Raw genomic sequence first — 25,541 nt, forward strand, 5'->3', positions numbered from 1 at the left:
ACATGACTGCAGCTCTGGCAGCATCGCTCCAGATCCTCGTGGTCGTCGTCGTTCTGGCGATCGCGTACGTGCCCCTCGGCGACTACATGGCGAAAGTCTTTGCCACCGAACATGATGTCGATACAGACGCAGGAAGCCTCGGTGCCGCGGGGAGTACAGCCACCCTGCAGCGCACCCGCGGCGGCACGACCGTGTGGGCAGATCTTCGTATCGAAAAGCTGATCTACCGCCTCTGCCGGATCGACCCACGGTCCCAGCAGACCTGGGTCGGATACGCACTCTCGCTACTCGGCTTCTCTGCTGCGAGCGTCCTCTTTCTCTATGTGCTGCAACGAATTCAGGGTGTACTTCCACTGAACGGAGGACTGTCGGGAGTGAGCCCGTCGGTCGCATTCAACACCGCGATCTCCTTCGTCTCCAACACCAACTGGCAGTCGTACACACCCGAGACGACGATGTCGAACCTGACACAGCCCCTGGGCTTGGCAGTGCAGAACTTCGTTTCTGCCGCAGTCGGCCTCGCCGTCGCCATCGCCGTCATCCGAGGCTTCGTGCGCGTGCGGACCGGCGGCGAGATCGGAAACTTCTGGGTCGATCTCGTTCGAGGAATCCTACGCATCCTTCTACCTCTGTCGTTCGTCATCGCGCTGATTCTGCTGACGCAAGGCGTAATTCAGTCCTTCAGCACAGGTTTCGCCTCGACGGGGCTCGACGGGTCGTCCGTCTCCAATGCATTGGCTCCCGTCGCGTCACAGGAAGCGATCAAGGAACTGGGCACCAACGGTGGCGGGATCCTCGGCGCGAACTCCGCGCACCCGTTCGAGAACCCGACCCCGTTGTCCAACGTCGTCGAGATCATCTCGATCCTGCTCATCCCGGTGGCACTGACCCGCACATTCGGCACGATGGTCGGCGACCGTCGTCAAGGTCTGACCCTGCTGGCAGTCATGGCGACGCTGTTCGCAGCTCTCCTCACTGTCGCTGCCGTCGCGGAGTCCGGCGCGCGCGGCGTCGCAGCACAGGCCGCAGGTTCGATGATGGAGGGCAAGGAAGTTCGGTTCGGCATCCCCGGATCGACCCTTTTCGCCGTCGCAACGACGGGAACCTCCACCGGCGCAGTCAATTCCGCACACGACAGCATGTCTCCGCTCGGCGGCGGAGCAGTCCTGCTCAACATGCTCTTCGGCGAAATCGCCCCGGGTGGTGTCGGAACCGGACTGTACGGACTGCTCGTGCTGGCGATCATCGCGGTGTTCGTGGGTGGACTCCTCGTCGGCCGTACGCCCGAGTATCTCGGCAAGAAGATCGGGCAGCGCCAGATCACTCTCGCCGCACTGTCGGTACTGGTGATGCCCGCATTGGTTCTGATCGGCACCTCGATCACCGTGATCCTGTCCTCCACGACCGGCTTCCAGGGCAATTCGGGTGACCCGGGCACGCCAGGATCGATCCACGGATTCACCGAGGTCCTCTACGCCTACGCCTCCGCCTCGAACAACAACGGCAGCGCGTTCGGCGGGTTGACCGTCACCAGCGACTGGTTCCAGACCTCCCTGGGCATCGCGATGCTGCTCGGACGCTTCCTTCCGATCATCTTCGTGCTGGCACTGGCCGGTTCGCTCGCCACGTCCAAACGCACCGCTCCGAACCCGGGCACTCTTCCCACGACCGGACCGCTGTTCACCGGACTGGTACTCGGAACCGCCGTTCTTGTTGCGGCACTGACCTTCTTCCCGGCCCTGGCTTTGGGCCCGATCGCAGAGGCACTGCAATGACCGTCACCTCATCCAGGCTCATCGACGACGAGTCCGACGTCGACGACACCCCCACCCCGGTTCGATCCGGTTACTTCAGCCCCCGGCAGATGTGGACGTCACTGCCGTCCGCGTTCGCCAAACTCGACCCTCGACATCTCGCCCGCAACCCGGTCATGTTCGTCGTACTCATCGGCTCCCTCGTCACCACCGTGCTCGCGGTCCTCGATCCTTCCGTTTTCTCCTGGCTCGTAGCGGCGTGGCTGTGGTTCACGCTGTTGTTCGCCAACCTTGCCGAGTCCGTGGCCGAGGGCCGAGGCAAGGCCCAGGCCGCGAGCCTGCGTGCCGTCAAGCGAGACACGGTCGCGCGCCGTCGGACATCGAACGGGACCATCGAAGAGGTTCCCGGCACCGAATTGAAGGTCGGTGACGAGGTCGTCGTCTCGGCCGGCGAGATCATTCCGGGAGACGGCGATGTCATCGAAGGCATTGCGAGCGTGGACGAGTCGGCCATCACCGGCGAATCTGCGCCGGTCGTCCGCGAATCGGGCGGTGACCGTTCCGCAGTGACCGGCGGCACCGGAGTGCTCTCCGACGAGATCGTCGTACGGATCACAGCGGCCCAGGGCCAGACTTTCGTCGACCGCATGATTGCCCTCGTCGAGGGTGCATCGCGCCAGAAGACCCCGAACGAGATCGCGCTGAACATCCTGCTGGCTTCGCTGACGATCATCTTCATGCTGGCCGTCGTTGCGATCGGACCGATGGGCGCATACGGCGGCGAGCAGCAAGACCCGATCAAGCTGATCGCACTGCTGGTATGTCTGATTCCGACCACCATCGGAGCGTTGTTGTCCGCCATCGGAATTGCCGGCATGGACCGACTGGTTCAGCGCAACGTCCTGGCGATGTCCGGCCGCGCCGTCGAGGCAGCGGGCGACATCGACACGCTCTTGATGGACAAGACCGGCACGATCACATTCGGCAACCGTCGCGCCACCGGGCTTCATCCCGCACCCGGCACGACGGCAGGCGAACTCGCCGCAGCAGCACGGTTGTCCTCACTCGCCGACGGCACACCAGAAGGTCGCAGCATCGTCGATCTGTGCGGACTGGAATACTCGTTGCCCCTGCACGCCACGGACACCGAGAAGACCGGCGAGTTCGTCGCCTTCACCGCCCAAACCCGCATGAGCGGAATCGATCTCGACGGCACCCAGGTCCGCAAGGGTGCATCCGATTCGGTGCTGGCATGGGTGCGCAGCAACGGCGGTCCCTCGATCGCCGTCGAGATAGACGACATCTCGAACAGCATCGCCGAGATGGGCGGGACACCCCTGGTGGTCGCCACTGCACCCCAGGGCGGTCCTGCCCGCGCACTGGGTGTCATCGAACTCTCCGATGTCGTCAAGCCCCACATCGCGGAGCGATTCGCTCAGTTGCGGGCCATGGGCATCAGGACCGTCATGGTCACGGGTGACAATCCGCGGACCGCGAAAGCCATTGCAGCCGAGGCAGGTGTCGACGACTTCCTCGCCGAGGCCACACCCGAGGACAAGCTCGCATTGATCCGCAAGGAGCAGGAAGGCGGCCGGCTGGTCGCGATGACGGGCGACGGCACCAACGACGCCCCCGCTCTGGCGCAGGCCGACGTGGGTGTCGCGATGAACACCGGAACGTCGGCAGCAAAGGAGGCCGGCAACATGGTTGATCTCGATTCCGATCCGACCAAGTTGATCGAGGTCGTCGAGATCGGTAAGCAGTTGCTGATCACCCGCGGAGCATTGACGACGTTCTCCCTCGCCAACGACCTCGCGAAGTACTTCGCGATTCTGCCGGCGATGTTCAGCGTCGTCTACCCACAACTCGACGGCCTCAACATCATGCGGCTCGCCACCCCCGAATCGGCGATCCTGTCCGCGGTCATCTTCAACGCTCTGGTGATCATCGGGCTGATTCCGCTGGCGCTCAAGGGTGTTCGTTACGTCCCGTCGAGCGCTTCGACACTGCTGCGCCGCAATCTGCTGCTCTACGGAGTGGGCGGCGTCATCACCCCGTTCATCGGGATCTGGCTCATCGACCTCGTCGTTCGTTTCATCCCAGGGATAGGCTGACATGCGTTTCGTACAGAGATTTCTCGGTCAGATCGTGGCAGGACTGTCGGTGCTGCTGGCGCTGACGGTCATCGTCGGTATCGGGTATCCGGCGGCGGTATGGGCGGTGAGCCGCATCGGATCCAGCTCTGCCGAGGGGTCGCCGCTGCGTGACGCGAACGGGTGCATCGTCGGCAGCAGCCTGATCGGGGTCGACCCGCAGGTCGAAGAGGGAGCGCCGGATCCGTTCTTCCACAACCGAGTTACCGGATCCATCTCCGACGACAATGCCTTTGCCGTGAGCGACCCGGCTGCGTCGTTGCCGACCAACCAGGGCCCCAGTAGCGAAGCACTGGCGGCATTCATCGAGGAACGTCGTGCCGTCATCGCCGAGCGTGAAGGCGTCGACCCGGCCGCTGTGCCGGTGGACGCGGTCACCGGATCCGGCTCGGGTATCGATCCCGATATCAGCCCCGCCTACGCCGCGATTCAGATCCCACGCGTCGCGCAGGTCAACGACATGAGCGTCGACGCGGTGACGGCTCTGGTCGCCGAACACACCGACGGCAGGCAGCTCGGGTTCCTCGGCAACGAGACGGTGAACGTGCCGGAGCTCAATGTCGCTCTGGGACTGACGGCACCGGGGTGCGGAACGAGCTGAACCTCGACGGTCCAGGGCAGCAGGTAGACGACATGGGAAAAAAGGCCGGCAAGCGGGGGTCTGGAGGACTCGATCGCGGTGAATTGCGCATCTATCTCGGGGCGGCGCCGGGGGTCGGTAAGACCTTCGCGATGCTCGGTGAAGCGCACCGCAGGCAAGAACGTGGGTGCGATGTGGTCGCGGGCGTGGTGGAAACCCACGGCCGCGCCCGCACCGCTGCATTACTGGACGGCATCGAACTGGTTCCTCCGCGGATAGTTCACTACCGCGGATCGATCGCTCAGGAACTCGATGTCGCAGCGATCATCGAGCGTGAACCTTCGCTGGTTCTTGTCGACGAACTCGCCCACACCAACACCCCGGGTAGCGCCCACGAGAAGCGTTGGCAGGACGTCGAGGAATTGCTGGCAGCGGGAATCGACGTGGTCTCGACCCTGAATGTGCAGCATCTGGAAAGCCTCAACGATGTCGTCGAGCAGATCACCGGTGTGCCGCAGCGAGAAACCGTCCCGGATTCGGTGGTCCGGGCAGCGGAACAGATCGAATTGGTCGACGTGGCTCCAGAAGCGCTGCGCCGCCGGCTCTCCCACGGAAACATCTACGCAGCCGAGAAGGTCGACGCAGCGCTGAGCAACTATTTCCGTCAGGGCAATCTGACTGCCCTACGCGAACTGTCGTTGTTGTGGATCGCCGATCAGGTCGACGCTGCGTTGGCGAAATACCGCAGTACACACGACATCACCGACACGTGGGAGGCACGCGAGCGTGTTGTCGTCTCGGTGACCGGTGGACCGGAGTCCGAGACCCTGCTGCGTCGCGCAAGTCGGATCGCCTCGCGGTCCAGCGCGGAACTGATGGTGCTCCACGTCATCCGCGGTGACGGCCTCACCGGCGTCTCGGCACCGCAGATGGGGAAAGTCCGCGTACTCGCAGCGAGTCTCGGCGCGAGTATGCACAGTGTCGTCGGTGACGACGTGCCGACCACGCTGCTCGACTTCGCACGGGGGGCCAACGCGACCCAGCTCGTCATCGGAACCTCGCGTCGGTCTCGCTGGGCCCGAATACTGGACGAGGGCATCGGCGCTGCGGTCATTCAGAACTCGGGCAAGATCGACGTGCACATGGTCACCCACAACCAGATCAGTCGAGGTTTTCGGCTCGGGCGGCTGATCCCGCCCAACCCGAAGCACCGACGAATTCTGTCCTGGGTTGCCGCCGTTGTCGTACCCGTCGTCTCGGCCATGGCGATGCTGTTGGTGGATCCATATCTCGATCTCGGCGGCGAGAGTGCCCTGTTCTTCATGGTCGTACTCGCCGTTGCGCTCCTGGGCGGCGTTGCGCCCGCGGCACTGTCGGCGTTGATCGCAGGATTGTTGCTCAACTACTTCTTCGCCGACCCGCGGTACAGCTTCACCATCGCCGAACCCGACAATTTCGTCACCACCGTGGTGCTGCTCATCATGGCAGTGGCAGTGGCATTTCTCGTCGACGCGGCCGCCCGACGCACCCGCGAAGCTCGGCGAGCGTCACAGGAAGCCGAGCTCCTGACACTGTTCGCCGGAACGGTGCTGCGCGGCGGCGACATTCGAACGCTGTTGGAGCGAGTGCGAGAGACGTACTCCCAACGCGCGGTCTCGATCATCAGAGGTGCTGGTGTCATCGTCGAATCTGTCGGTGACTCTCCACCCGCCGTGCCCGATGACGCCGACACCGCAATCGACACCCCCGACGGTTCCTTCACGTTGCTCCTGTCCGGTACCAAAACCGGTGCCCACGATCGACGTGTGCTCAGCGCAGTGGCCAACCAGGCAATGGGTCTGATCAGGCAGACCGAACTCGCTCAGGAGGCCAGCACCGCCGCAGGCCTGAAGGAAGTCGACCGTCTTCGGCGGGCGCTGCTGTCCGCGGTCAGCCACGACCTACGAACACCACTCGCCGCGGTCAAGGCTGCGGTGTCGAGTCTGCGCGCGACCGATGTGGAATTCTCTGCTGAGGACACCGCTGAACTGTTGGCGACCATCGAGGAATCGACCGACCAGCTGACGGGTCTGGTGGGCAACCTGCTCGATTCGTCACGGCTCGCCGCAGGGGTCATTCAGCCGAGTCGGTCCATCGTGTACGTCGAGGACGCCGTGGACGCAGCGCTCGTCGGGACGCACACGGGTCGCGAGCTCGTCGTCGTCGATGTGGACGACGTCGCTGTCTCGGCCGACGCGGGTCTGCTCGAGCGCGTGTTGGCGAATCTGATCGACAATGCGCTGCGACACGCACCCGGATCGCCGGTGCGGGTCGGGGCCGCCTACATCGGCGACCGAGCGGTGATCACCGTTGCCGACAGCGGCCCTGGGATCGCGCCCGGAAGCGAAGAGGCTGTGTTCGAGTCCTTCCAACGATCGGGCGACCGCGACAACACCACGGGCGTCGGGCTCGGACTCTCCGTGGTGCGTGGGTTCGTCGAGGCCATGGGAGGCTCGGTGACGGTGTCCGATACTGCCGGTGGCGGGGTGACCATGACCGTCGAATTGGCCCGAGCGGAATCGACTGCCAGAGGCGACTTCTCCGAGCAGACCCATGGGTGAATCCCGTTCCGCGATCAAGGTTCTGGTTGTCGACGACGAGCCGCAGATCGTGCGCGCATTGCGCATCAACCTCGCCGCCCGCGGTTACAACGTCGTCACCGCGGCCACCGGGACCGGCGCGCTACGCGCCATTGCGTCCGAGCACCCCGATGTCGTCATTCTCGACCTCGGACTGCCCGATATCGGCGGCCTGGACGTGCTCGCCGGTGTGCGAGGATGGAGCGAGATTCCGGTGATCGTGCTGTCCGCGCGCACCGACAGCGGTGACAAGATCGACGCTCTCGACGCCGGTGCCGACGACTACATCACCAAACCGTTCGGGATGGACGAATTCCTGGCCCGGCTACGCGTCGCTGTCCGCAGACGAGCCATCACGACGTCCCCTACGGACCCGCTGGTGACCACCTCGTCCTTCACCGTCGATCTGGCCTCCAAGAGGGTGACCAGGGACGGCGAGATCGTGCATCTCACGCGTACCGAATGGGGAGTCCTCGAGATGTTGGCCCGCAATGCAGGCAAGCTGGTGGGGCAGAAAGAACTACTCAGAACTGTCTGGGGTCCCGGGCACGATCACGGCTCCAACTATCTGAGGATCTACATGTCTCAACTTCGACGCAAGCTCGAAGCCGACCCGGGCAAGCCTCGGCATCTCATCACCGAGACGGGTATGGGGTATCGACTCGTGGAGTGAAGAGGGCCGGAGCAGGCATCTCGGGGAGCAGATCCAGATGGTGGGCTTGTCCGTCGGACAGTGTCAGGACGCTCGGGCAGTCTCCGGGACCGTCGGCGATCGCGAGCACGTCACCGACCCGAACATCTGCCGGGAGCGACACTGCCGAGTCGATCACGCACCGACGCAGAGGGTCACTGCCATCGGCGAGTACGAACACTTCCTCGCCGCCCAGGCTGTGGCGGTTGGCGATGACCGCCGCGGCCGGACCGGCAGGGGCGCAACCGGTTCCACCGTCCACCACCACGACGACTCTGTGTGAATCTGTCCGGTCGATCGACCGGACACGGCACACCGTCACCATGGACGCGTCGGTGATCGACTCCCCGGTCTCGACGGCGAGCTGCGGACGCGGAAAGCGATGCCGGATGCAACCTTCGTCGATGGCGTCTTCGACGACGTCGGACAGGAGCGCAGTATCGAGTCCCGTCGGAGAATCGATCCGTAGATGCAGTCGATTACCGAGCACACCGTGATCTCGGTAGGCCTGAGCCATCACCCCGAGAGACTCAACGATCCGTGCGAACACGCCGTCGAGGGTGGCCGCGCTGCATTCGACACCGTCGAATACCGTTGCAGGGCAATCGACAACCTGAGCGATGACGTTTTCCGCATAATCACGATTGCCGTCGGTGCTGACCAGAGTCGACTGGGCGACGGCTACGGCACGGTCCGCATCCGAAATCCGGTGAAGACCTGCGGCGACGACGATTCGGCCCACTCGCTCACCCACCGGAAGTGACAGAAGCAGATCTGCAGCCTGTGCGCTGTGCGCTCGGCCGACGATGTGGGAGGGATCGACACCGAGCTGCCGGGCGGACGACAACGCTGCCATCGACTCGACGATCAGCGTCAAGTGCTGCTCCCCTATCCAGCGCGCGACAACCGGAGCCAGCACACTGCCTGGCCTGTAGAGCATTTCGGCTGTGAACGACCCGAGCGCGATGCGATTGCACCTACCGCGCAGGCTGGTCTCGTCGATCACGCACACCGGCGTCGAGTAACGATCGGCAATGTCGTCGAGAAACATTCCTGCCACCGTCACTCGACCGTGTCGATAGTGCGTCGTACTCGGCCACACGGCATGATCCAACCGCGACGACAGAGCACCTCTGAGCGACGCAGATAATCCAACAACGTCATCGAACACATCTCCTCGTCGACACCGGACCGAGTGCGGTCCTCCAGTCGATCATCGCCCCGATTGGAGCCGAACAGCCCTGCCTTGACGGGAAATTGACGCTGCGGACGATGACCTTGACACCGCGGTAACAGATGCGCCTCGACCCATCTGCACCCCGTAAGAATCTCGGTACGTCGCGTCAAAACTTCGTCAACGAACCTCCCGAACGGTTCGCGCGGGCGTATATCTGAGTGCATGACACTCTCGCTCGAAGCGCCCGATCACTCGACACAACTACACAATTCGATCCACCTCATGCGTCGGGTCATTCCAGGGGTCGGTTTCGGTGTCCGCGCGAACGCGCTCGGCGATCACGGTCTCGCCACCTGGGTACGGAACTCCGGTGTCACCGTCCTCGCGCACGATGACGACGAGCTCGATCGTGTGCAGCTCAGCGGGATTCGGCCGAACCACATAGTGTTTCGATGCGGAGCCGGCACCGACGGCATCCGCAGTGCCGTGCACCGAGGGGTGTTCCGTTTTGTCGTCGGTTCGGATTCGCAGATCGCTCGATTGACACAGTGCGCGCAACGGACCAAATACGTCTACCTCGACAACGATGCGCCGGCAGCACTCTGCGGTCACCGAGTGCAGGTGGTCGGTCTCCACAACGACGTCGACAACTCCGGTGACCCGGCTGAATGGGCCTCGGCCGCCGAGAAAGCGCTGCGCCGCACGTCCGTGTCCACGACGGGCGAGTCGCCGGTGCACCGCATCATTCTGAGCGGAGGATCGACCGAGGAGTGGATGAACTATTCCGTCCCGTACCTGACGTCCGTCGTGCGCTCTGTGGACGCTGCACTGGATGAGGGGTGCACCCGATGGAATCTGCCACGGCCTGCCGTCTCGGTGATACCGGCGCAGGCGGCGGCCCACTGATGCTCCGGGAGGCGTATACCGTCGAGTGGACAGAACGTCCGTCCCGAGAAGGAGCGTCCACTCGATGGCCGATATCGACTTCTATTTCGATCCGGTGTGCCCGTTCGCCTGGATGACCAGCAAGTGGGTTCGCAAGGTCCAGGCCCAGCGTGACTACACCGTCGACTGGCGGTTCATCTCACTGCGACTGCTCAACTCGCACATCGACTACGACGCGCACTTCCCACCCGAGTACGAGGCCGGGCACACCGCGGGCCTGCGACTGTTGCGGGCCGCTGCCTCTGTTCGTCGTGAGCATGGGTCGGACGCTGTCGGGCCGCTGTATCAGGCCCTCGGAACCCACATCTTCGACACCGAGGTGGTGCCCGACAACGCTGCGAGCCACGGCCATCGTGGTACCGCAGCATTCCTCGGGCCGATCCTCGAAGAACTCGGGTTGCCCACCCATCACACTGCAGCACTGGATGATTCGACGATCGACGACGAGATCCAGGCCGAGACCGATCATGCTCTCTCGCTGACCGGCAAGGATGTCGGCACGCCCATCATCGCCTTCGAGCCGCCGGACGGCGTCGCCTTCTTCGGGCCGGTGATCAGCCGGCTCCCCAGCGACGAAGAGGCAGTAGCGCTGTGGGACAACGTGATCGCACTCGCTCGCTTCCCCGGCTTCGCCGAGATGAAGCGCAGTCTGCGTGAGCTCCCCCAACTGAAGGCCCTTGGGGTCCAAGAGGACGAAGCGGGCGTGCAACAGGACTGGCATGCCGGGAGTCGACGCCAGAAGAAGTGATCGTCTCGGCCGAATCAGCCGCCCTGCACGTCGTCCATGCTGCCGGTTCCCGGGGTTCCGGCATCGAGGCCGTAACGCAGGTAGACGGCGCCTCTGTCACCGACGGCCGGTGGCTCGAGCAACGTCAGGTTGCTGGGTACCGTGCCGTCGGCGAACACTCTCTTTCCCACTCCGAGAAGGATGGGATGCACCCACAGATCGAGTCGATCGAAGAGCTTCTCGCGCAACAGAGTCTGCACCAGGTCGAGGCTTCCGACCACTTTGATGTGGTCGTGTCGATCTCGGATCTCACGCACCGCGCCGACCAGGTCCGGTCCGAGTTGGGTCGAACCGTCCCACCGAAGATCGGGTGTGCCGCGCGAGGCCACGTATTTCGGTATGGCGTTGAACAGCGTTGCGAACGGGCCGTTCTGGCTCGGCCAGTACGCAGCAAAGATGTCGTAGGTGCGCCGCCCGAGCAGGAGCGCGTCCGTGCCCTCGTATGCAGCGTCGACTTGCGCCCCGGAGACCTCGTCGAGCAGAGGAACCTGCCAGCCACCGTAGGGGAAGTTCTCGGGATCTTCCTCAGGGCTTCCGGGCGATTGTGCGACGAGGTCGAGGGTGGCGAACAGCTCCAACGTGATGAGGCCCATGATGTCTCCTGGTTCGGTGGGGTCTTCTTCGGGGCAAACCTTGTTCAGCCCAATACTTTTCGCAGACTCTCGGCAAATTCGGTCGGCTTTCCGGTCTGACCGAATTCGCCGCCGAGGAATCCCGAGTGGCCGCCGGGAAAGACGATCGGCTCCGATCCGAGGAGCGCCGCAGTCGAATACGCTGCGCGAGCCGCGATGTGACCGTCCTCGGGGCCGCCGGATTCTTCCCCTACTCCGATCACCACTGTGGTGGGAGCAGCACGCAATGCATCGACATCCGGCGCGAAATCGACGCCTCCCCCGCGCATGTTGGACATCAAGGCATCGTCGCGGGTCCCGTCGTCCTCGGTCGTGAGGCCGAACTGCGCCGGGTCCGGTGCCGGGCGAGCGAAGAACGCGTCGTCGATGGGGCCTGCATGCATCAGCAGCGACATGAATTCGGCCATTGCCGGGCCGCGGCCGTGCGCGTCGTATGTGGCCACCATGTGTGCGCACACCGTCGCAATGTTCTCGCGGTCAGGAAGCGTGCCTCCGGCGGGTGGTTCGTGGGCCACCAACGTCCGGATGTCGGACGGGTGCTTGCTGACGAGCACCAGCGCATTGACCGCACCCCCGCTCGAGGCGAACACATCCACCGGACCATGACCGACGGCGGTGAGCACTGCATGCAGGTCGTCGGCATGTTCGCCGAAGGTGACTGCGGCGGTCGCGTCGTCTCGTCGACTACGTCCGACATTTCTCGGGTCGTACGTGACGACCACCCGGTCGCGGAAGTGCGATGCCAACGTCACGAACCCGCTCGCATCCATCGGTGAGCCGATGAGCACCAAGGGGGTGGCCCCTGGCTCGAGCTCACCGATCACGTCGTAGGTCAGGGTCGCACCGGGAACGGAAACTGCCTGTGTCGTCATGGTCGTGTGGACCTCGCCGCGAGCGAAAACTCACCGGGAACGCTCGCCCGGTCGTCACGAAGGCGAGCGTCGGCTACGAACTCGGCTCTGCTGGGCGCGAGACGACAGTCCCGACGCGGACCTGGATGTGGCCGCCGCGGACGGAGCGAGTCGACAGATCGCGCAGCAGTGGCGTCATCGCCGTCCACGGATGAGCCTCGATGTCCGCCCCTCCGAGTCGGCACGCAAGTTTCGCCAGCGGGGTCCACACCGCCGCACGTCCGACGGGCCGCTGCATGTCGACGACGGACACGACGCCGCCCACTCGCGTCGCCGCGATCATTGCCTCGAGGGCCGCCCGCCACGGCGTCATCAGCGAGAGTGCGTAGGTGCTCAGGGCCGCATCGAACGGGGCGCGCTTGCCCAGGTCCGCGCGGGTGAGGGCGGTGGCGTCGGCTGCGACGAGCGTGACGTTGTCCCAACCGGCCCGGTCGGCTCGCCGTCGGGCCTGTTCGAGCATCTGCGGGCTGGCGTCGACTCCGGTGATCGACCCGGTCGGTCCGATCATCCGCTGCAGCCCCGCGAAGTTCAGCCCTGTCCCGCAGCCGAGGTCCAGAACATGGCGTCCGGCAGGCAGATTCAGCAACTCGAACGCAGCCTCCCGTCCCGCGCGGTACACCGGCCTCTCGAAGGAGATCAGGTCGTACAGGCGCGCCGACGTCGTGTACTTGGTCGGTCGTCTCATCTCGGGTCTCTCCAGGGCGCGGGCATAGTGGGAGGTATGGGAATCCGTCGTTCGTCTTCGAGTGTGCCCGAGAACCGCGCCGACGTGGTTGTGGTGGGCGGTGGCACCGCCGGCATCGTGGCCGCGAAGACCGCGGCCGGCTTCGGCATTCGCGTCGTATTGATCGAGCGGGACCGCACCGGCGGCGACTGCCTGTGGACCGGATGCGTTCCGTCCAAAGCACTGCTCGCGGCGGCGTCGGTGGCACAGACGGTTCGATCCGCGTCCCGGTTCGGCATCGTCACCCAGCCGCCGAGCGTCGATTTCGGGCGCGTGATGCAGCACGTGCACGGGTCGATCGCCGAGATCGCGCCGATCGATTCGCCGGAGGCCCTGACCGAGGCCGGAGTATGTGTGATCCACGGCGACGCAGTCTTCACCGGGCCGAACACCGTGAGCGTCGGTACGCGGATACTGCATTTCGGTCAGGCGATCGTGACCACCGGTGCGCATCCCACGGTGCCGGCGATCGACGGCATCGAGCACGTGGACTACCTGACCAGCGACACCCTGTGGGATCTGATGGATTTGCCGCAGCGACTGCTGATCGTCGGGGCCGGGTCGGTGGGTTGTGAAATGGCGCAGGCATTTTCGCGCCTCGGATCGGACGTGACTCTGGTTGGGCGGTCGGCGACGATCCTGCCTCGGGAGCACCCTGAGGCCTCGTCGATCATGGCGCAGGCGTTGACCGGCGAGGGTGTGCGCGTCCTGAACTCCACCGCCGTCGTGCGCATCGAGGACGGCTCGGCCGTGACCGATACGGGTGTCGAGATCCAATTCGATCGAGTGCTCATCGCCACCGGACGGACTCCGCGCACCGCGTCCCTCGGCTTGGATACGGCCGGTGTGGAAGTGGACGACAACGGATTCGTTCAGGTCGACGAGCATCTGCGGACCACCAATCCCCGCATCTGGGCAGCAGGAGATCTCACCGGTCACCCTCAGTTCACGCACACCGCCGGTGTGCACGGCAGTCTGGCCGCGAGCAATGCGGCACTCGGCCTGAACCGAACAGTGAGTACGACGGGGACGCCGCGGGTGACGTTCACCGATCCCGAGATCGCCTCGGCCGGAATCGATGTGCGGACCGCGCGGCAGCGTGGATTGCGGCTGCAGACTCTCGACCACCATCACGTCGACCGTGCCGTCACCGAGAATGCAACGAACGGATCGACGACGCTCGTGCTCGACGCCAAGCGTCGCATCGTCGGGGCCTGCGTGGTGGGACCGCGAGCGGGCGAGACGATCGGCGAACTGATTCTGGCCATCGAGCAGGGACTGCGTACCCGCGACCTCGCCGGAGCCACCCACCCGTATCCGACGTACAACGACGGGCCCTGGAACGCGGCGATAGCAGACGTGAAGGCGCAGTTGGGTTCTCCGGTGATCTCCCGAGCGACGGCCGCACTGGCGAAGGTGCGCGGCACGTGGATCAGGAGAGCGCGCGATACCCGGCGATGATTCGTTGGGTGGAGCTCACCGCGACCACCGCTGCCCAGACCACCGCGATCTGCCACGAGATACCGGGCAACAGTAGCCAGAGACTGTGCACCGCAATGGTTTCGGCTCCCTCGGCCAACCCTCCGAGGAACGACAGCGAACGGCCGTCGTCGATGGTGCGACCGGTGCGTTCGGCGATCGAGGAGAACGCAAGAAACGCGGTGCCGTTGATGTAGTACGCCAACAGCACCAGCAGGAACGGCCACCAGGGGGCGTCGTATGCGGCCGAGGCACCCACCGCGACGCCCACCACCGTCGTGCCGTAGACCACAAAATCGGCGGTGATGTCGAAGAATGCGCCTGCCCCGGCTGTTGTCGCCCGCCTGCGCGCCAGAGGCCCGTCCAGGCCGTCGGCGATCCGGGAGACGATCCACAAGAACAAAGCGAGCAACCAGAACTGCAGGCCCGCGGCCAGTGCGCTACCGAGGCCCAGCACCAGTCCCGCGGCAGTGATCCGGTCGGGTGTGATCGCGGGACGGTCGAGGGCGCGGGCACAGCGATCGAGCGGGCTTTCGAGGTGGCGGCGCAGAAAGCTGTCGATCATTCGGCTGCACCGGTGAGTCCCAGGCGGCGGGCCAACAGGGCCGAACCGGCCGCGATCGCCAGCACAGCGAGCAATGCGATGGCGAACGGCCACGACAGCGGCGAGGTCCCGTACGCACCGAGCGCGGTGTAGGCGACGGTCGCGGGCACGATGCCGATCATGGTGCCCACCACGTAGTCACGTTGCCCCACGGCACTGACTCCGGCCGCGTAGTTCACCAAGGAGAACGGCAGCGGCACCAGTCGCACGAGCAGCACCGACAGCAATCCGCGGCGTCCGAGCATGGCGTCGAGCCGGCGGAGCCTGTCCCACTCGGTGCGGGCCACCTGGCCGCGTCCCAGCGCCCGCGCCCCCCAGTACCCGAGATACGCCCCCATCGTGGCGGCGAACACCACGACGGTTGCGCCCACCGCCAATCCGAACAGCAGTCCCGACGCGATGGTCAACGTGCTGGCGGGGAACGGGGTGGCCGACAGGACGGCATAGAGCACGACGAACAGCGCGATGCCCCAGGGCCCGGCCGACGCCACTCGGTCACGGATGAACGACGGATCGGGCAGGTCGACGGTGCCGAGCACGATCACCAGAGCGACGACGACCACGGCAGCCGCGAGCAATTTCAGGGTCGTGCCGCGGCGACTACGCGTCGGGCGGTCCTGCGTCACGGTGTGTGCCTCTCGTCCGGCGGTCAGGATCCATTGTGCACACGACCGGTGTGCCCGCGTGTTCAGCGGTTGTCTCATTCGACCGATTACGGTGGTGAGGGCAGCGTCGACGACGGCTGCTTCGGTTGATCTGGAGGGCCCACGGTGATTCGTTCAGTACGGCGCGCAGTGACGATTGCGGCGAGCGCAGGGCTGCTGCTCACCGCATGCGCGGCACCATCATCGGAGGCTCCGCGCGCCGAGGACTTGTCCTGGAGCGAGATCCAGGAGCAGGCGCAAGGACAGACGGTATCGCTGTGGATGTACGGCGGCGACGAGCAGGGCAATGCCTACGTCGACGACGTGCTCACGCCCGCGGCCGCCGAAGAGGGCGTCACACTGCGGCGCGTGCCGGTGGAATCGACCACCGATGCCGTCAACCGCATCCTGTCCGAGCGGCAGGCCGGGGTCACCGACGGCGAAGTGGATCTGGTGTGGGTCAACGGCGCGAACTTCGGCACCGGTAAGCAGGCCGGCGCGTGGCTGTGCGGGTGGACGCAGAATCTGCCGAACATGGAACTGACCGATCCCGAGGATCCGCTGCTGCTCAACGACTTCGGTACTCCGGTCGAGAACTGCGAATCACCCTGGCACAAAGCTCAATTCACACTGGTCTACAACGCAGCAGCCATCCCCGATCCGCCGACGACATTCGACGGCGTGCTCGACTGGGCCCGCGCGAACCCGGGCCGCTTCACCTACCCCGCTCCCCCGGACTTCACCGGCTCGGTGTTCGTGCGTGAGGCGTTGATCAATGCCTCCGGCGGTGTCGACGAGGTTCCCGCTCAGTTCGATCAGGACTCCTACGATCGCCTGGCCCCGGCACTGTTCGATCGATTGAACGAGCTCGCCCCGTCACTGTGGCGCGAGGGAACGACGTATCCGCAGTCCTCCTCCGAGCTCGACGCCCTCTACGCCGGTGGCCAGGTCGACATGACCATGACGTACGGCCCCGCGACCCTCCCGAAACTCGTCGCCGACGGCACCTTCCCGCCGGAGACCCGCGTCCTGACTCTCGACGAGGGAACCGTCGGGAATGCGAGTTTCCTTGCCATTCCGTCGACATCGGGGAAGTCGGCCGCGGCGCAGGTGGTTGCCAATCTCGCGTTGTCGCCCGAGCAGCAACTTGAGAAGGCGACTCCGGACGTGTGGGGGCAGTTCACCGTGCTCGATATCGACCGATTGCCCGATGACGCCCGCGCCCGGTTCGAGGCGTTGCCGAGTTCGACGGTTCTGCCGTCCTACGAAGAGCTCTCGGCCAATGCGCATCCCGAACTCTCGGCGGAGTGGGTCACCCCGCTCGACGAGGGATGGCGTCGAAGCGTGCTCGCCGGTCAGTGAGCGCGTCCACGAGGAGCTTTCGCGGCACGGCGGCGGTACTGCCTGCCGTCGTGCTGGTCGTTCTCGTCGTCGGCGGCGGTCTCGGAACCGTGGTGCTGCAGAGCCTGGGTCTGATGCCGTTGGTCGGAACCCCCGAACTGTCGGTCGACGCATACTCCGCGCTGGGCGGTGGCCTGTGGCGCTCGGTGTCGTTGACGCTGTCGATCGCCGTCGTCTCGACCGCCTTGGCCACGGTGATCGGGCTTGCCGCGGCGCTGACGGCGTTGTCGGGTGGACGCGCCGCGTTGGTCGCCGCCGGATTGACGGTCACGGTGCCGCACCTGATCGGGGCAGCCGCGATGGCCCTGTTGCTGGCGGATTCGGGAATGCTGCCCCGCATCCTGGGCATGACCGACGTCGGCTGGCCGGAGTTGGTCGGCGGGCGGTGGTGGATTGCCGTTGTCGCCGAATACGCCTGGAAGGAATCGGCTTTCGTGGCCGTCGTCGTGGCCGGGACTCTCGCTACCCGAGTAGCCGCATTCGACGAGACAGCGGCGACTTTGGGCGCAGGCCGGTGGGCTCGGCTGCGACTGGTCACGCTGCCGTTGGCTCGGCCCGCGCTGATCGCGTCGGCGGCCATCGCGTTCGCCTACACGGTCGGATCGTACGAGGTGGCCCGTATTCTGGGTCGCCCGTATCCGGAGCCGCTGTCGGTGATGGCAATTCGCCTGTTCACCTCGATCGATCTTCAGACGCGTCCGCAGGCAGCCGCTGCCGCGACGATCGCCACCGCGCTGACGGTGGTCGTGGCCGCGGTGGCACTGCACTATCTGCGCAGATCGGCAGCGTGGAAATGAACAAGGTTGCTCCCGCTGTCGGCAGGTCCGTTCTGGTCCTGTGGTTCCTGCTGCCGCTGATTCCGGTTGTCTTGTGGGCCATCAGCAATCGATGGTCGTTTCCCGGATCGGTTCCGCAGGAATGGGGATTCGACGGCGTTCGCAGTGCTCTCGACGCCGGGGGCGTCGATGCGTTCGTGCGCTCGACCCTGCTCGCTCTCGCCGTCGCCGCCATCGCAACACCATTGGGCGCGTTGGCTGCTCGCGCCCTGGTGAACGGCACCGTGCGTTTCCCCGCTTTCGTGGCCGGGGTTCTCTTCGCACCACTTGCCCTGCCCCCGTTCGCCGTGGCATTGGGACTCGATGTGCTGGTGCTGCGCTCGCGCATTCCGAGCACGGTGGCGGTGATCGCGCTGCTGACCGTTGCGGCCATTCCGTACACGACGTATCTGATGCGAGTGGCATTCGGCGCGTACGACATCGGTTACGAGGAGGAGGCGCGCACTCTCGGTGCGTCGAGTGCCATGGTGCTGCGGCGGATTCGCATTCCACTGCTGGCTCCGGCGTTGGCGGGGGCGGCGTTACTCGCGTTCCTCGTGGCGTGGAGCGACTACGTGATCACGCTGTTGATCGGTGGAGGCAGACTGGTCACCGTGCCCATTCTCGTCGCCTCGTTCGCTGCAGGCACCGGTAACGATTCGGTGGTGGCTGCGCTATCGGTCGCTGCGGTGGTTCCGCCGTTGTTGCTGGTGCTCATGCTGGCCCGGTTGCGTCGTAGGAGTGCCCGATGAGCGTCGAACTGTCCGTACACGGACTCACCAAAGTCCATGCCGGTCAATCGGTTGCGGCGCTGCATTCGTTGGATCTCACCGTGCCACCGGGTTCGTGCACGGCGATTCTCGGACCGTCGGGCTCAGGCAAGAGCACTGCACTGCGGCTCATCGCGGGACTGGATTCACCCACCGCCGGCACAGTGCGCATCGACAGCCGTGAGGTGAACGGTGTTGCGGCCGAGAACCGCGGAGTCGGGATGGTGTTCCAGCGTCCGATGTTGTTCCCGCACATGTCGGTACTCGACAACATCGGTTTCGCCTACCGCGCGGCCGGGGAGAGTCGCAAGCGGGCGCGCGAACGTGCCCGGGAGTACCTCGACCTGGTGCATCTCGGCGACATCGGGGACCGAGCAGTGTCCGAGGTGTCGGGCGGGCAGGCCCAGCGGGTGGCGTTGGCGCGTTCCCTCGCCGGATCCCCGCAAGTGTTGTTGTTGGACGAGCCCTTCAGTGCTCTGGACCCGGTGTTGCGCACCGAGATGCACGACCTCGTCCGGGAATTGCGCTCGACGTTGGATCAGACTCTGCTGCTCGTCACCCACGATCAGCAGGAAGCGGCGGTACTGGCCGATTCGGTGGCGGTGCTCATCGACGGTCGATTGGAGCATCAATCCGATATCGCGACGGCCTACACGCGGCCGAGCACCCTGGCGGTGTCGCGACTGATGGGTGGGTTGAACGAAATCGAGGGGCAGTGGGATGGGGTTGGGGTGCATCGCTCCGAGCTCGGGGAGTTGGAGGTCGACGGGGTTTCACTTCCCGCTGGACCTGCCGTGTTGCTGGTGCGGCATGAGCTGATCACGCTGAATGACAACGGAATTCGAGGGGTTGTTTCGGGTCTTCGGCCTACCGGATTCCGAAGTATCGCCGATGTGACCGTGGGCTCGACGGTTGTAAAGGTGGAGCTGGCGGCGGGATCTGCGGTCAAGATGGGGGATGCGGTGGGGTTAAAGATTCCGGGTTTGGCGAGATTTGTTGTCATGGTTTGAGGTCGAAGATGTGGCTGTTCGCAATCCCCGTGCTCTGGGATCCGTCGCTAGTGACTAACACCCAAACAACGAAATCCCAGTTACCGCACCGTAATGACACCTTGACGGCGTTGATATCCACGCCTCCCGGCGTATGGAGGAAAATCGCGATAGTCGGACTGTCACCAGGTTTGCCGTTGCAGCACGCGCATACCGACTCGGACTGGCGGCCTTAATAGATACTCCCAGAACGGATTCGGGCTACCAGGTTTTTGGGACCAGTAGAGCTGGGCGAGGTATGAGGTAGCTAGTGCGGAGGTATGGTTGTGCAGCAGGTTCATATCCGCGCGAAAAGCCTCGGTGGCGTCCACTTCAAAAATTGGTGAAGCAGGCCCATGGGCGTCGCGAAATTGCTGGGCGTCGGCGAGGCTGGCTGTCGCGAATATCGACTGCATACGCGAGGGTGCGTCAATGAAGTGCGCCCGTCGTGCATTGTCCCATATCAGCTCGATCGCGGGGCTTGTAACACTAGCGGTTGAGTTCGCACTGACGAAATACTTCTCGCCGTGCATGGTCACCCCATCTGGGAAGAGTCGTCGAGATGCGCTTGCAGTTCTGGCGGTTGAACGTCGTCATACCGAACCAGCCCGATGACTACCCCTTCAGAGAGAGCCGATTGGCGGTCAACCGTGTAGTACCGTGCCATCCAGATCCTCCCGTTGATCCGCTTGCACCCTCGAACCTCTTACCGACAAGCGGCCCGTCCTTCTATTACAGCAGGTACTTATCGGGATCGCACCAACCAGTCCGTGCGCCGAAACACAAATATAGAAGGACTGCGGCGGACAAGGGCTATTTCAGCCAAAGTCGGTATTGGCGGCAAGCAGGTGCGTGACCTGTGGCCAAGACACCAGCCCTTCAGCACCATAACGGGTCCATGGGGGAAGTCCTTCTTAGGCAGGGGACCTCATCGACAAGTCGAACTCCCGCTCGGAAGCGGGTTGTGGTCTAGCCAGCGTCGGAGCATTTCGTCACCGATGTCTTTCTGCTGCCGTTTGGTCATTCCCAGTTCGGTGAGCCTTAGTTTGACCTGGTCGATGAGATCGATTTCGGCCGTCCATGGGATGTTCTGCGACGACGGAGCAGGGCTGCGCGCCGGGGGCTTCAACAGCTCTGACCTCGGGAACATTGTTCTCAGCTCAATCATTCTCTCGGTCGTCAAACCGATGAGCCCATCGTCGGTAGCCCAGTTCAGCACGACGTTGCTAGAGCTGCTTTTGACTCGAGACTTGTTGTGAATGACATCATTTCGAATTTTATTCAGCTCGCCCATGAACGAGCTTTTGATGTCGTTCTTGAGATAGTCCACTCCTAACCTCGTAGAGTAGGCGGCGGCGAGACGTGGCCGGTACCACTCGTCCCAGATCGCGTGGATGTAGGCGAACCACTGACCGTAGCTCATGATTTGTATCGGTGGGAATCTGTCGTAAGACACCATTCCACGTTTCATGCTGATGGAACTAACACCACTATCCATGGCGCTATTGAGGTCGGCGACGTGCACGGTGGCAGGGTCGGGATTTCGAACGAAGACATACCGGCCTACATCAAAATACTCTCCGTCGGCAGACTTTCGGGCCGCTAAGGTGCGTGCGAGTGTGGAGTGCGCCGAAAGGGTCATCGCCAGCGTAGCGAGATAACGTGTCTCAAACTCTTCGATCACCTGCTCGACGTTCTCGCCGTCCGTCATGGAGTCGATAGAGATCTTTGCTTGTCTCGCGAGCTGTGCGATTTTGTCGAGCCCCTCGATGAAGTTCTGAGTGGATGTCATCGCAGAGCCGAGGAAGACCTGAACGGCGTCCAAGACTGGAGTGACGATCAGACGAAGGTGCGCACTGTAGATGGCTTTGCGCTCGTGTTCCTCCAATAGATGATGAAAGACCCCGTCCCGCAGACCTTCTTTCACAGATCGTTCGGCCACGCCCCGCGAGTTGGGCGCGGCTGAAGAGTTGTCCTGTGCCACTTCGACGAAGAAGAGCAGTTGGCTGAAGTTGTGTCGCCACAGTTCAGTCTCGTCGGTCATCATGTTGTCCTTTGCACTACGGATGGCAACTGTTGGCGGTGACCAGCGACTAAACCAGCTAGCGACTAGGGCCACATCTGGTCGGGCACCCCAATGGTTGAGACTATTGGCAAGATCGCTGTATTCGCGCGACCAAGTGTTCTCTGTCGGTCAAGATGTCGAGCAGATAGATCATGGGGACGAGGACGATGTCGGCGGGAAGGGCACCGTTGTGTTCGGCCAGGACCGAAGCGTCAAGGTTGAAGCCGTGTGTTGTATTGCGCCGAGCATTCCAAAGATGCTGAAGACGAGTTGTTTCTGTTGAATTGGGGTCAGGACTCGGAACGAAGAATCCGTTCAACACTTGCTCTGCTGCGCGGAGGCCGCGGTAGGCGGGAGCCATGATTAGCGGTCTGATTCGCGCGGGGACGTGTGTTTCAATGGCGGCGATGCGTTTGCGCAGTCGCTTCGGCGTCATGAGCTGCCCAATGCCGTTGCTACCTGTAAACCGATCCCCGAGCAGGTCCATGGCAGGAAACATGAGCATGAGTTGGGCAGCTTGGTCTCGTGGGTGCCGCGCAATCGCGCTGATGCGCCCCAACAATTGTTCGAAGTTGAGCATCCACCCTTGGTGTGTGGCGGGATCGTATCGTCCAGCGGCGTCGATGTAGGTCATTGGGGAGAATATGTCTAGGAGAGTGTCGTTTAGGCGTCCAGCCCACCAGTCGACTGCTTCTGAGAACGCCGCCTTGTGGAGTTCATCCGGATCGCACGAAATACTGTCAAAGTCTTGGGACGGGTTGTTGTGAGACAGGATTCGCAGTGTGTCGAGCGAATCTCTGCTGGCTCCGTGTCCGAGCCCCGGGAGTTGCCGTCCCAGGGTGTAGAGGATCAGTTGGCCATATCTGGGTGCGGCGAAGCCCCACATCGTGGGAGTAAGATTTCCCAGCAAGGGCGCGAAGTAGATGCCACCGAAGACCGTTCCTTCGAGAAGTCCGCTGGATGCTTGAAATGCAAGACTGTGTGGATCGAGCGCAGATTCGGCGATGATCTCCTCGGCTGTGTTGTATCGCAGTCTCGAAAATATTTGAGGCAGTTTTGACCATCGGTACAAGATTTCGTTGATGCGAATGTCATGGACGGAGTGGCGCGGGAAAAGAGGTTCTCTGCCGCCGTCGGTACTGGTGAGTGGCACAGCCGCCAAAACCTCGCTCCCCCACTGCGTGGTCGCAGGAACCTGTTGGTCCGGGACTGCAATCAGGGTCGCGGTTATTCGGTCAAACAGTGCCGGGAGGGTCTGGGCTTCGTCGAGTGTTTTGACCAGGTCCTCAAATTCTGCGGACAGTTCGGGGCCCATTCCACCGGGTGGGTTCGGTGTGGGAGGGGTGGATACATCGAACCTGCTGCGGGTCAGCGCGGGGCCGTGAAGGACTTGCGACTTAATTACGGTCATCGGCTTCCCGGAAACCTGCCAGGTATCCTGACCAGGGGTTGGACGTTTTTCGATCTGAAGGCCGAAGTGGCTGAGCAGCCCAGCGGGCTGGCGTCCAAACATCTGCGAGGGAAGGCTAATTTTCACTTCGCAGTACGTCCGGCGGCGTTCAGGGACGGATGGCAGATGTTGACGTCGTGGACCACAAGGACACCATACGGTTTGCTACCGACATGGTGACTGGCGGAGTGTCGATATTCAAAGTTGCAGTGTTCGGAAACGGTGACACTTCCTCCCCGGTTTGGCTGTTACAACAGTTTAGGCACCGCTCGCCCAGCCTGGTGACGTCGAGCCGAGGTGGACGCCCCCGTAGCCCAAGCATCTTCAGATCTGCCCGCCGTCTGTCAGCGGGCGCGAAACCGTTCCGTACGAGCCCGTCCATTCGCACCGTCACGTCAATCGGAGGCTCGTTTGCGGCGGTGGACGTGATCGAAGGCGGATGTTGAACCGGCTAGCCATACCGTATTGTGATACGGTATGGCTATGAGCGAAGCCGCAGTGCGCAACCGACGAGCAGGTGGCCCCAAGCGTCTCCTCGTGCTCGATCAGGTGATATCGACTATGGCGGTCCGCGGATACAGCGGCACCAGGTACGCAGATATCTCCGAGGCCTCCGGTATCGCAGTAAGCACCTTGCAGGGCTACTTCGGATCTCGCGAGGACATGTTGATCGAAGCTTTCCAACGCGCCACTTCCGTTGCCGTTGAAGCCATGCGCGAATTCACGGCGCAATTCGATGACCCATGGAAACAACTGGTGGCGATGGTGGACCGTGGCCTTGCAACGGATGTTCCGACCTGGCGGATGCTCATGGAATTCTGGACGGCAGCCGCCCACGACACCGAACTCCGGCAGCACGCCACAGCATTGGCGACCCAGTACCGAGAACCCTTCGCGGACGCTGTTCGTCGAGGAGTGGAGAGCGGTCAATTCGACCCGCGCTTCGATGTCGAGTCCATCGTCGAAGTCGCAGTGGCAAACATCGTCGGCGTGCTGTACCCAACGGTACTCGGCCACCTGCCTCTTCCTGCAACGAATTACCGCGACGTAGTCATCTCCCAGTTGGCGTACGTCCTCCAAGTCGATACCCACGAAACTTCCGGCAACCCGCCGGCGCTCGGCGAACAAGAAGGGTGACACCCATGTCCCACTCAGTCATCAACCCCAGTGAGCTCCACGACCCAATTCCCTACGGCTACAGTCACACTGCGGCAGTGCCAGCCGGTACTGGCCTAGTGTTCGTCTCCGGTCAGTACGGATCCGGAAAGGACGGCATGGTCGTCTCTGCCGACTTCGCCGGCCAAGTGAAACAAGCATTCGCCAACCTCGGCGTGGCCCTGGCTTCGCACGGGCTCGACCACAGCAACATCGTCCAACTCAGAACCTACGTCGTCGGCCCGGATTTCGAGAAGCTCGGAATCATCGGAAGTGTTGTCCATGACAGCTGCGGGGAGCTGCCACCGACACAGACCGTAATCGGTGTGTCGGGTTTGGCCATGCCCGACATCCTGTTCGAGGTCGAAGCAGTCGCTTCCTACCCAAGCGCCGAATCGTAGACGCAACCCCATTTGGGGGCCACCGGCGACGTAACCTGCCCACTCGTCGGTGTATCCGAAAACTGGGACAGGTAGTCGAGACCCGATGCCCGGATCGAACCTGGTCGAAATGCTCGATGGTAGGACCTTGAATGTGTTGTGTAAGTGCACATTCACTGTTTCAGCTTGGCGTTCATGATTCGTCTTGTTGCTCTTCGGAACGAGCGAGCAGGTAGTCGGCCCAGTCTCGTCGTGTTCGACTGGACCATTTGGTGGCTGTAGATATGTTGACGCCGAGTAGGTCAGCGGCGATCGGGGCAGGGATGTCGCGGGCCCAGGCCGAGCGAGCCGAGTGGCGGGCAGGAAGCGGTTCGATCCCGTGGTGGCGGAGTTTGCGTGCGAGGACAGCAGACGCCATTGGCCTGCCCGGGGACCTTCCCGGAAACAGAAATCGGGTTGCGAGTTCGGTCTGGTAGAAGGTTTCGCGACCGACTCTGTTGTCTCGCAGGGTGGTCAGGAGTGCGGCCAGTGCAGGTGGCACCAAGGCGGGGCCTTCGTCGAAACGCAGGTAGGTCTCCTGGTCGACGACGTCGATGCGGCCACAGGTCAGCGTAGCGATGCTGGTGGTTGTGCGGCCGTAAAGCAGGACGAGCGCACCCGTGACTCGGACGTCGAGAGGCAGTTCGTCGTCGTGAAGACACCTGTCGAGCATGTCCCACCGGTCTTCTTCGGTGAGCAAGTTCGACGGGCCGGCGCTCGGCCTTTGGGGCACCGTCAG

24 protein-coding genes are annotated in these 25,541 nt (G+C 63.5%); 14 read left to right on the forward strand and 10 right to left on the reverse strand.

All coding sequences use genetic code 11. The features are described from left to right. Positions 1-2 precede the first annotated feature (2 nt). Genes kdpA through ABZ677_RS13375 form a run of 5 tightly spaced genes read left to right on the forward strand, consistent with a single transcriptional unit; the run spans position 3 to position 7,778 of the window. Positions 3-1,775 (forward strand): potassium-transporting ATPase subunit KdpA, encoded by a 1,773-nt coding sequence (gene kdpA / locus ABZ677_RS13355; RefSeq protein ID WP_358369981.1) that lies wholly within the window; start codon positions 3-5, stop codon positions 1,773-1,775. After that, on the forward strand, positions 1,772-3,868 hold the full coding sequence (gene kdpB, locus ABZ677_RS13360) for a potassium-transporting ATPase subunit KdpB (RefSeq protein WP_358369984.1): 2,097 nt from the start codon (positions 1,772-1,774) through the stop codon (positions 3,866-3,868). Before kdpA ends, kdpB begins: the two co-directional genes overlap by 4 nt. A 1-nt stretch (position 3,869) precedes the next feature. After that, positions 3,870-4,508 (forward strand): potassium-transporting ATPase subunit C, encoded by a 639-nt coding sequence (locus tag ABZ677_RS13365; RefSeq protein WP_358369987.1) that lies wholly within the window; start codon positions 3,870-3,872, stop codon positions 4,506-4,508. A gap of 32 nt (positions 4,509-4,540) precedes the next feature. Further along, the gene (locus ABZ677_RS13370) at positions 4,541-7,087 is read left to right on the forward strand and encodes a sensor histidine kinase KdpD (protein ID WP_358369989.1); all 2,547 of its coding nucleotides are present in this window, start codon (positions 4,541-4,543) and stop codon (positions 7,085-7,087) included. Further along, entirely contained in the window at positions 7,080-7,778 is a 699-nt protein-coding gene (locus ABZ677_RS13375; protein WP_358369991.1) for a response regulator, read from the forward strand. Before ABZ677_RS13370 ends, ABZ677_RS13375 begins: the two co-directional genes overlap by 8 nt. On the opposite strand, the gene ABZ677_RS13380 is transcribed toward ABZ677_RS13375, so the two are convergent. Next, entirely contained in the window at positions 7,741-8,847 is a 1,107-nt protein-coding gene (locus tag ABZ677_RS13380) for a hypothetical protein (RefSeq protein WP_358369994.1), read from the reverse strand. The genes ABZ677_RS13375 and ABZ677_RS13380 overlap by 38 nt on opposite strands. Before the next feature lie 348 nt (positions 8,848-9,195). Between ABZ677_RS13380 and ABZ677_RS13385 the strand changes: the two genes are divergently transcribed. Next, positions 9,196-9,879, forward strand: a complete 684-nt coding sequence (locus tag ABZ677_RS13385; protein ID WP_358369997.1) for a hypothetical protein — start codon at positions 9,196-9,198, stop codon at positions 9,877-9,879. A gap of 64 nt (positions 9,880-9,943) precedes the next feature. Continuing rightward, the gene (locus ABZ677_RS13390) at positions 9,944-10,666 is read left to right on the forward strand and encodes a hypothetical protein (protein ID WP_358370000.1); all 723 of its coding nucleotides are present in this window, start codon (positions 9,944-9,946) and stop codon (positions 10,664-10,666) included. A gap of 14 nt (positions 10,667-10,680) precedes the next feature. On the opposite strand, the gene ABZ677_RS13395 is transcribed toward ABZ677_RS13390, so the two are convergent. From ABZ677_RS13395 to ABZ677_RS13405, 3 genes are all read right to left on the reverse strand, one after another. Then, positions 10,681-11,298 (reverse strand): dihydrofolate reductase family protein, encoded by a 618-nt coding sequence (locus tag ABZ677_RS13395; RefSeq protein ID WP_358370003.1) that lies wholly within the window; start codon positions 11,296-11,298, stop codon positions 10,681-10,683. A gap of 44 nt (positions 11,299-11,342) precedes the next feature. Then, a complete protein-coding gene (locus ABZ677_RS13400) occupies positions 11,343-12,209 on the reverse strand; it encodes an alpha/beta hydrolase (RefSeq protein ID WP_358370006.1) in 867 nt (288 codons plus the stop codon). A gap of 73 nt (positions 12,210-12,282) precedes the next feature. Continuing rightward, entirely contained in the window at positions 12,283-12,933 is a 651-nt protein-coding gene (locus tag ABZ677_RS13405; RefSeq protein ID WP_358370008.1) for a methyltransferase domain-containing protein, read from the reverse strand. Positions 12,934-12,969: 36 nt separating this feature from the next. On the opposite strand from ABZ677_RS13405, the gene ABZ677_RS13410 reads away from it, so the two are divergent. Beyond that, positions 12,970-14,433: an FAD-dependent oxidoreductase gene (locus ABZ677_RS13410; RefSeq protein WP_358370011.1), complete on the forward strand. Its 1,464-nt coding sequence runs from the start codon at positions 12,970-12,972 to the stop codon at positions 14,431-14,433. On the opposite strand, the gene ABZ677_RS13415 is transcribed toward ABZ677_RS13410, so the two are convergent. After that, complete coding sequence (locus tag ABZ677_RS13415) at positions 14,405-15,016, reverse strand: CDP-alcohol phosphatidyltransferase family protein (RefSeq protein ID WP_358370014.1); 612 nt, start codon at positions 15,014-15,016, stop codon at positions 14,405-14,407. The genes ABZ677_RS13410 and ABZ677_RS13415 overlap by 29 nt on opposite strands. Continuing rightward, positions 15,013-15,681: a VTT domain-containing protein gene (locus ABZ677_RS13420; protein WP_230596149.1), complete on the reverse strand. Its 669-nt coding sequence runs from the start codon at positions 15,679-15,681 to the stop codon at positions 15,013-15,015. Before ABZ677_RS13420 ends, ABZ677_RS13415 begins: the two co-directional genes overlap by 4 nt. Positions 15,682-15,825: 144 nt before the next feature. Between ABZ677_RS13420 and ABZ677_RS13425 the strand changes: the two genes are divergently transcribed. From ABZ677_RS13425 to ABZ677_RS13440, 4 genes are read left to right on the forward strand one after another with little or no spacing between them, the layout of a single operon-like run. Then, a complete protein-coding gene (locus ABZ677_RS13425; RefSeq protein WP_358370017.1) occupies positions 15,826-17,061 on the forward strand; it encodes an ABC transporter substrate-binding protein in 1,236 nt (411 codons plus the stop codon). Next, a complete protein-coding gene (locus tag ABZ677_RS13430) occupies positions 17,058-17,897 on the forward strand; it encodes an ABC transporter permease subunit (protein ID WP_358370020.1) in 840 nt (279 codons plus the stop codon). The genes ABZ677_RS13425 and ABZ677_RS13430 overlap by 4 nt, the downstream gene beginning before the upstream one ends. After that, positions 17,894-18,667 (forward strand): ABC transporter permease subunit, encoded by a 774-nt coding sequence (locus ABZ677_RS13435; protein WP_358370023.1) that lies wholly within the window; start codon positions 17,894-17,896, stop codon positions 18,665-18,667. The genes ABZ677_RS13430 and ABZ677_RS13435 overlap by 4 nt, the downstream gene beginning before the upstream one ends. Next, complete coding sequence (locus ABZ677_RS13440; RefSeq protein WP_358370025.1) at positions 18,664-19,695, forward strand: ABC transporter ATP-binding protein; 1,032 nt, start codon at positions 18,664-18,666, stop codon at positions 19,693-19,695. Before ABZ677_RS13435 ends, ABZ677_RS13440 begins: the two co-directional genes overlap by 4 nt. A 161-nt stretch (positions 19,696-19,856) precedes the next feature. On the opposite strand, the gene ABZ677_RS13445 is transcribed toward ABZ677_RS13440, so the two are convergent. The 3 genes from ABZ677_RS13445 to ABZ677_RS13455 form a co-directional block, all read right to left on the reverse strand. Beyond that, positions 19,857-20,246, reverse strand: a complete 390-nt coding sequence (locus ABZ677_RS13445) for a hypothetical protein (protein WP_358370028.1) — start codon at positions 20,244-20,246, stop codon at positions 19,857-19,859. Between the two features lie 395 nt (positions 20,247-20,641). Then, entirely contained in the window at positions 20,642-21,757 is a 1,116-nt protein-coding gene (locus ABZ677_RS13450; RefSeq protein ID WP_358370031.1) for a hypothetical protein, read from the reverse strand. 103 nt (positions 21,758-21,860) lie between these two features. Then, the gene (locus ABZ677_RS13455) at positions 21,861-23,315 is read right to left on the reverse strand and encodes a hypothetical protein (RefSeq protein WP_358370034.1); all 1,455 of its coding nucleotides are present in this window, start codon (positions 23,313-23,315) and stop codon (positions 21,861-21,863) included. 396 nt (positions 23,316-23,711) lie between these two features. Here ABZ677_RS13455 and ABZ677_RS13460 point away from each other — a divergent pair, with 396 nt between their 5' ends. Both ABZ677_RS13460 and ABZ677_RS13465 read left to right on the forward strand, forming a co-directional pair. After that, positions 23,712-24,365 carry a TetR/AcrR family transcriptional regulator gene (locus ABZ677_RS13460; protein WP_101841652.1) on the forward strand — a complete coding sequence of 218 codons (654 nt, stop codon included), beginning with the start codon at positions 23,712-23,714 and terminating at the stop codon, positions 24,363-24,365. 5 nt (positions 24,366-24,370) lie between these two features. After that, positions 24,371-24,784: a Rid family hydrolase gene (locus ABZ677_RS13465; RefSeq protein WP_006898173.1), complete on the forward strand. Its 414-nt coding sequence runs from the start codon at positions 24,371-24,373 to the stop codon at positions 24,782-24,784. Between the two features lie 172 nt (positions 24,785-24,956). Here ABZ677_RS13465 and ABZ677_RS13470 read toward each other — a convergent pair whose 3' ends face one another. After that, positions 24,957-25,475, reverse strand: coding sequence for a hypothetical protein (locus tag ABZ677_RS13470; RefSeq protein ID WP_143544392.1), 519 nt, complete (start codon positions 25,473-25,475; stop codon positions 24,957-24,959). Positions 25,476-25,541: the final 66 nt, after the last annotated feature.

The organism is Rhodococcus sp. NPDC006774 (genome assembly GCF_040636045.1).
GTDB lineage: Bacteria > Actinomycetota > Actinomycetes > Mycobacteriales > Mycobacteriaceae > Rhodococcoides.